Origin of the sequence: Rhodococcus gordoniae (assembly GCF_001646655.1) — a bacterium.
GTDB lineage: Bacteria > Actinomycetota > Actinomycetes > Mycobacteriales > Mycobacteriaceae > Rhodococcus > Rhodococcus gordoniae.
In genome coordinates this window covers 24902-31970 of the sequence record NZ_LPZN01000030.1, presented here as the reverse complement: position 1 = coordinate 31970, position 7069 = coordinate 24902, and the positions used below count along the sequence as shown (strand labels likewise).

The following is a 7069-nucleotide window of genomic DNA, read 5'->3' as shown; positions in this document are numbered from 1 at the left end:
GGACGGTACCGTCCTTCCGGCCGGTCGTGGGCTGCCCTCAGCAGTGGGTGGGGGCCACGAGACCCGTGAGCACGTCCGGCAGCGGCTCCGAGTGCACCACCCCGAGACGCTGGGTCGCGCGGGTCAACGCCACGTACAGATCATTCATCCCGCGCGACGAGTCGGTGAGGATCTCGGCCGGTTCGACGAGCAGAACCGCATCGAACTCCAGGCCCTTGACCTCCTTGACGGTCGCGACCGTGACCGACTCGGATGCGAGAGGTTCCCATTCGCGTACGAGGCGTGCGGGCGCGAGCACGGCCGTCGTGCCCGGGCCGGTCTCGGCGTCGAGAGCGGCCCGCACGGTCGCCGACAGCGCCTCCGCGTCGACCTGCTGCGCCCACGGCTCGAAACCGGATTCGCGCACCGACTGCGGCGGCACCTGATCGGGATCGATCTCGGCCAGCACCGCATGTGCGATGCGCATGATCTCCGCCGGCGTGCGGTAGTTGACGGTCAGCTCGGTCTTCTTCCACCGGTTCGCGACATACGGTTCGAGGATCTGCTGCCACGACTCGGTTCCCGCCGGATCACCGGTCTGTGCGGTATCGCCCACCAGGGTCATCCAGCGATTCGGGATGCGGCGCATGATCGTTCGCCACGCCATCGCGGACAGCTCCTGCGCCTCGTCGACGATCACATGACCGTAGGTCCACGTGCGATCACCCGCCGCGCGTTCGGCCGTGGTCTCGTGGCGGCGGTGGTTCTGCCGTTCGGCGAGCTGAGTGGCATCGATGAGGTCGTATGCCATGAGCAGCTCCGGATCGAGATCGTCCTCGAGATCCTGCGGCGCCGAACCGGTGAGGATGTCGAGTGCACCCTGGGCGTCGGCGATCTGCTTGCGCCAGCGCCGCTTCGCGCGTTCGCGCTCGGCGGCGTCGTCGACACCGAGCAGTTCGGCGAGTTCGTCGAGCAGGGGAGCGTCGGCCGCGCTGAAACGTCCCGGTGCGTCGGGGCGGTACAGCGCGTCGATCTGCTCGTCGGACAACGCCGGAGCCGCCGACGCGATCCGGTCGCGCGAAGCCAGCAGATCCGAGAGTACTTGCTGCGGGGACAGTTCCGGCCACAATGCGTCGATCGCAGTGATGATGTCACGGTCCGAACGCATCTCGGACCGGATGTCCTGGATGTCCTCCCGGCTCAACAGATTCGCGCCGCCGAGCGGATTCGATCCGATGATCCCCGCGAGCTGATCGGCGAGTGCGTCGATCACCCCGCCCACGAAGATCGGCCGGGCGAGGTTGTGCGGTCGGCGGGACGACCGAGCGCGACCGCGTGCGCGGGTGACGATCTTGCGGTCGAGCGTGAGCGCATAGGTGTCGAAGCTCAGGTGCACGGGGGAGCGGGGCACCTCCTGCCGGTCGCGGACGGCCTTCGCGAGCACCTTCACCATGTCCAGGGAACCTTTGAGCTCGCCGCCCTCCGGGCTGTCCGCGACGGTCGGCGTCACCCCCGGATACAGATCACCGACCGTGGAGAGCAGCACTCCGGTCTCACCGAGCGAGGGCAGCACCTGACCGATGTAGTCGAGGAAGCGGCTGTTCGGGCCCACGATGAGTACGCCGCTCTTGGCCAGCTGCTTGCGGTAGGTGTAGAGCAGGTAGGCCGCCCGGTGCAGCGCCACCGCGGTCTTGCCGGTTCCCGGACCGCCCTGGACGACGAGCACGCTGCGATGCTCCGAGCGGATGACGGTGTCCTGTTCGGCCTGGATGGTCGCCACGATGTCGTGCATCTGCCCGGTGCGCGCGGCGTTCAGCGCGGCGAGCAACGCCGACTCACCGGCCACACCCCCCGCCGCCTGGGTATCGGCATGCTCGAGGGCGGCGTCGAGGTCGAGATATTCGTCGTGCAGAGCGGTGACGGTCCGGCTGCGGCTGCGGATATGACGTCGCAGTACGACCCCGTCGGGAGCGGCGGGGGGGGGGAGGTAGAACGGGCGGGCCTGCGGTGCCCGCCAGTCGAGCAGCAGCGACTCGTAGTCGTTGTCCTCGTCGAGGATGCCGAGCCGACCGATGTACCGGGTCTCCGCGCCGTCCTCGGTCGTCACTGCCGCATCGGTGCCGTCGTCGCGGACGTCGATGCGGCCGAAACACAGGCCGTGCTCGGCGGCGTCGTACTTCGCGATGTCCTCGGTGTACATCTGCGTGAAGGACTCGCGCTCGCTGCGTGCCTGCGGAGTGCCTCCCGTCTCCTTCAGCACGCGGGTCAACCGAGTCCGGGCGTAGTCGCGCAGCCCGTCGAGATGCGTGTAGAGCATCGCCACGTAGGCCTGCTCGCGATCGAGCTCCGGATGGGACGCGCCATCAACCGGCACAGGGACTCCTCGGGATAGACAGGACGAGATCGCTCCGCCGTGCGCAGGATGGTGCGCTGACGAAAGTGCCCGAGAAGTCTAGTCGTCGCCGTAAGAAAACAGGCAGAAATCCTGGTCACAGCAGTGCGGGCGTGCGACCGAGTCGCACGCCCGCACTGCTGTGCCGTACTCGATTACTTCTTCTTCTCGATGTTCTTCTCGAGCGCCCTGAGGTTCTTCGCCAGCTTCTTCTCCGCCTTCGTGCCCTGCTTGCGCGCAGCCTCGGCACGCAAGCGCGCCTTCTCCGCGGCGACGTGCGCCCGGGCATTGAGGATCGCGGACTGTTCCTCGGCGAGCTTCGCCCACTCCGAGCTGCGATCGACCGTCGTGTCCCACAGCTTCGAGCCGCGCTTGCGGGCGGCGTCGGCGATCTCGGGGGTACGCTCCCGCGCAAGCTCGAGCAGCTCGGTGCCGCGTTCACGGGCGCCTTCGGCGAGTTCGGGAGCGCGTTCGCGGGCCACACCGAGGATCTCGGCGCTGCGATCGCGCGCCCGCTCGGTCAGCACCGGACCGCGGTCGCGGGCGACCTCGAGCAGTCCGCTGCCGCGTTCGCGCGCCACCTCTGCGATTTCCGGCCCACGCTCCTTGGCGATCTCCAGGAGATGGCCACCTTGCTCGCCGGCCTCCTCTGTCAGTGCCTTCACCCGTTCGGCGACCGTGTGCAGCGCCTCCGCCGTGTGCCCGTCCGAGGAGTGGCCCGGCAGGGCGGCGGCCACCGACTTCTGCGCGGCTCGCGCGGCACGGCGGCCCCGCCAGCCGAGCGACGGCTTGCCCTCGGTGTCGACGGCCGCGATGAGCAGTCCGCCCATCAGGCTCACGTTCTTGATGAGCTGAGTGCGCTGCTGGGCGCGGGCCTCCGGGTTCTCGGCGTTCCAGAAGTCGTGGCCCGCAACGGTGGTCGGCACGAGGCTGCCGATCAGGGCGAGAGCGGACAGACGCGGTGCCTTGCCGAGGGCGAACAGGGTGCCGGCGCCGATCTGGACGGCGGCGTTGATCTGTACGAGAGTCTCGGGATTGCTGGGGAGCCGGTCGGTGATCGATGCCGGCAGCGCGTTCACAGCCTGATCGAGCCCGGGCTGCGCAGCCCCTGCCTTCGGCTCGGGCTTCCGCAGGGCGTCGATGCCCCCTGCGATGAAGATGGACGCGAGCATGGGCCGCGCGATTCTCCGGACGAGCATGTGGTTCCTCCCGTGGTCGGCTGTGTTTCCAAACCTTGACACAGGTACCCCGGGAGTCACGGGAATATGCGCGAAGCAGGGACGAAGGGCACCGGACGGTATTTCGGATGGTACGGAAATCAGTGAATACCAGAATTCATCACCGGCGGAGTGCCGTCTTCCCGTCTCACTTCGACAGCCGGCCCGCCGCGCCTGCCGGCGAGATCCGGGGCGGCCGATCCTCGGAGGTCAACAGCAACTCCGCGACCTTCTCGAACAGATGCGTACCTGCTGCGGTGTCGATGCTTCGCTCGACGGTCAGATGTGCGACGCGACCGTGCGTCCGGAGCGTGGCGATCTGATTTCCGAAAGTCGGACCCGACACCCTCGACCACGAGAACGACGCGACGGGAACGGCCGTCACGCGACCCAGCAGTAGCCGCACGACATGCTCCGCCGTGCGGCTCCATGCAGCGCGGAAGGCGACCCGGACGGCTGCGGGGACATGGTTGTGCAACGGTGAACAGGTCAGCTGGTAGACCGCACCGGCGGTCGGTGTCCCGAACCGGACACGGGCGGCATACGCATGGTGCACGTCGCCCGAGAGGACACAGATCGTCGCGGGCGCACGACCGGACGTCCCGGCGCGCCGTCCGGCGGCGACGTCCCGCAGCAGGCGTCCGAGTCGCTCGAAAGAGTCGCGGAAGGCCGACCAGTGTTCGAGGTCCGCAGCACGACGAAGTTTCTCGGCCCAGCGAGCCCAGTGGTCACCTCGCACACCGGACGCGAGTTTCTCGTCCCACGCCTCGAGGTCGTGCATCGCGCGGGGGAGCAGCCACGGCAGCGACGTGCCGACCAGCAGATGGTCGTAGTCGCCGTCGGTCTGCTGCTCGATCCAGTCGAACTCCGGATCGGACACCATGTCCCGCCGCTCGGGCGCGAGCACCCGCCCGCACCGCGAGTCGATCACCAGCAGACGCACCGACCCGAAATCACGGCGGTAGGACCACCGCGCACCCGGAGCCCCGTCCGCTTCTTCGTCGGCACCGGATGCGAAGGCGCGCAGAATGGGCTCGGCGTCACCGGTACAGTTCCGCACCCGCCCGTAGAGCGGCTCCTCGTCCAGCTCGTCGGGGGAGAGGTTCCCGAGATGCTGATAGATCCAGTACGACGCGAGTGCCCCGACGATGCGTTCCTCCCACCACGCGGACGATTCCATTTCCCTGCGCCACGAGTAGGAGGTGTTCCAGTCGTCGTGCACGTCGTGGTCGTCGAAGATCATCGACGTCGGCACGTTCGACAACAGCCACCGGACGTCGTCTTCGGACCACGACCGGTGGTACAGCCAGGTGTACTCCTCGAAGTCGCGTACCTGCGCCCCAGGTGGTTCCGACAGATCGTGCCGCTCACCGACCCGTTGCTTCATCTCCTGTGACAACTCGTCGGCGTACACCTGATCGCCGAGCAGCAAGAGGGCATCGGGCCATTCGTCGGTGGGCAGAGAACGCATGCGCTGCGCGTACGCGACGAGCGCGTCCTTCCCCAGGACGGCCGTCGGTTCCGCGCTCTCCGACGCCACGCGGCACGAACCGAAGGCGAGCACGAAGGTGTCGGTGTCGTCCCCCGAGGTTCGGATCGAGGGGGGCGCGTCACCGGCCGGCGGCCACACGAGGTGTCCGTCCACCCGCACCTCGTAGGGCGTCTCCGATCCGGGTTCGAGCTCTCGGACGACGACGAGCGCGTAGTGATGGCCCGCGACGGTCCACGTACGCTCCGCACTGCCGAGCACCTCGACCGTGCAGGGTGCGGACGTCTCCACCCAGATCGTGGCGTCCGTGTCGCCGATGTGCCGGAGTACCGGCCCGAGTACGAGATCCGCCACGGTGTCAGCGCCTTCGTGCTCGAGCGAGCGAGCTCGTCATGGGTTTCGAGCGTACTCGCAGCGCTCCTGTCCAGGATGGTTCCGGCGAACTTCGATACCGGTTCGCCCTCCGGGATGCCGCGACGGGGAGCACCCTGGAACGGACGCACCCGAATCGACCCGCGCGGGTCGGTGCCGCGTAGTGGAAAGGGGGACCGGACATGACCGACGCAGAGGAGCCGACCCGCTGGGACACGCTCGACGACGAAGAGAAACGACAGGCACGGGAGAAGGCCGAGGAGATCGACCGGATGTACGAGCCGGGGGTTCGGCCGACCACGGTCGTGCCGGGGACGAACGGGATGGTCTCGGGAACGGCCTTCGCAGACATGGCCGACGAACACCCGGGCAGGACCGAGGAGGTCGAGGCGGAGAACGGTGCATCGGCTCCGGGTACGGAACGCGCACGCGAGTGAATTGCCTCAATGACCGGTACGCATGCTCCTGGGTGACCGTAGCGTCCATCGCTTCACTCGGATTCCTCCACCAGCAGGAATCCGGAGGTGGTCACCACGTGTGATTCGCCCGAATCGGCTTCCATGCGACTGGAACTTCCGACGAACAAACAACCGCGCATCGGTTCGATCGAGAAGCCTCCGTACATACCGGGGATCGGGTACCGCAGGATGCCGGTCGGGATCTCCGACAGGATCTCGGTACTGGGATGGCGCAATCCCCTTGACGATTCAGGCCGGATGCGTGCCTCGATCGAGCGTGCCGGCTGCTCGTCGAGCAGTGTTGTCTTGTCTCGGTCGAGGCGGTTGCACACCTCCGGGCTCAGGGCGGCTTCGACCCCCCCCTGCCAGACGGCGTCGGCTGGGGTGTCCGTCATCGGAGAGTTCCTGTATGCAGAACAGATCACCAGCCGCGCTCACGCCACTCTCCGAGATGCGGACGCTCGGCTCCGAGGGTCGAGTCCTTGCCGTGCCCGGGATAGAAGATCGTCTCGTCGTCGAACCGGTCGAAGATCTTCGCCTCGACGTCGCCGAGCAGAGAGCGGAATGCATCGTCGTCCGGGGTCTTGCCGACCCCGCCGGGGAACAGGGAGTCGCCGGTGAAGATGTGCGCGCGGCCCGTGCCCTGCTCCGTGAGGACCAGTGCGACCGACCCCGGGGTGTGTCCTGAGAGGTGGATCACCTCGAGATTCAGCTCACCGATCTGCACGGTGTCGCCCTCGGTCAGGATCCGCTCGGGCGTCACCGGCAGGGGAGCGGCATCGAGCTCGTGCGCCGCCGTCGGCACACCGGTCGCCGCGGCCACCCGCTCGAGGCCCTGCCAGTGATCCCAGTGCTGGTGGGTGGTGACGATCAGCTCGAGTTCCGGTGCGTTGTCGCGGAGGAACTGCACGAGTCGTTCGGGTTCGTTTGCGGCATCGATGAACACGGACTTGCCGGTCGTGTCGTCGGTGACGAGATAGGTGTTGTTGTTCATCTCGCCGACGGCGAGTTTGACGATGCTCGCTCCGGGAATCCTTCGGCGTTGCGCGGGTCCGCCGGGAGTGACGTCGCCGGTGTAGGTGTCCTCGATGATCACGGGCTGCTGCGTCATGCAGTCAACCTACCTTCGCGTGCGCGCGCATGAGCACCGGACGCGTGGTTC

General features: G+C 67.7%; 6 protein-coding genes. 1 reads left to right on the top strand and 5 read right to left on the bottom strand.

Features of this window, described 5'->3' with window-relative positions; translation table 11 throughout:
* Positions 1-37: 37 nt before the first annotated feature.
* From A8G18_RS13170 to A8G18_RS13160, 3 genes are all read right to left on the bottom strand, one after another.
* Positions 38-2353, bottom strand: a complete 2316-nt coding sequence (locus A8G18_RS13170) for a HelD family protein (protein ID WP_064064230.1) — start codon at positions 2351-2353, stop codon at positions 38-40.
* A gap of 173 nt (positions 2354-2526) precedes the next feature.
* Positions 2527-3570, bottom strand: coding sequence for a DoxX family protein (locus A8G18_RS13165; protein WP_172506046.1), 1044 nt, complete (start codon positions 3568-3570; stop codon positions 2527-2529).
* A 166-nt stretch (positions 3571-3736) separates the two neighbouring features.
* Positions 3737-5431 carry an alkaline phosphatase D family protein gene (locus A8G18_RS13160; RefSeq protein ID WP_064064228.1) on the bottom strand — a complete coding sequence of 565 codons (1695 nt, stop codon included), beginning with the start codon at positions 5429-5431 and terminating at the stop codon, positions 3737-3739.
* Between the two features lie 200 nt (positions 5432-5631).
* Here A8G18_RS13160 and A8G18_RS13155 point away from each other — a divergent pair, with 200 nt between their 5' ends.
* Positions 5632-5886, top strand: a complete 255-nt coding sequence (locus tag A8G18_RS13155) for a hypothetical protein (RefSeq protein ID WP_016934933.1) — start codon at positions 5632-5634, stop codon at positions 5884-5886.
* A 53-nt stretch (positions 5887-5939) separates the two neighbouring features.
* On the opposite strand, the gene A8G18_RS13150 is transcribed toward A8G18_RS13155, so the two are convergent.
* Positions 5940-6302: a hypothetical protein gene (locus A8G18_RS13150; protein WP_147290694.1), complete on the bottom strand. Its 363-nt coding sequence runs from the start codon at positions 6300-6302 to the stop codon at positions 5940-5942.
* Between the two features lie 26 nt (positions 6303-6328).
* Positions 6329-7018 carry an MBL fold metallo-hydrolase gene (locus A8G18_RS13145; RefSeq protein WP_016934935.1) on the bottom strand — a complete coding sequence of 230 codons (690 nt, stop codon included), beginning with the start codon at positions 7016-7018 and terminating at the stop codon, positions 6329-6331.
* Positions 7019-7069: the final 51 nt, after the last annotated feature.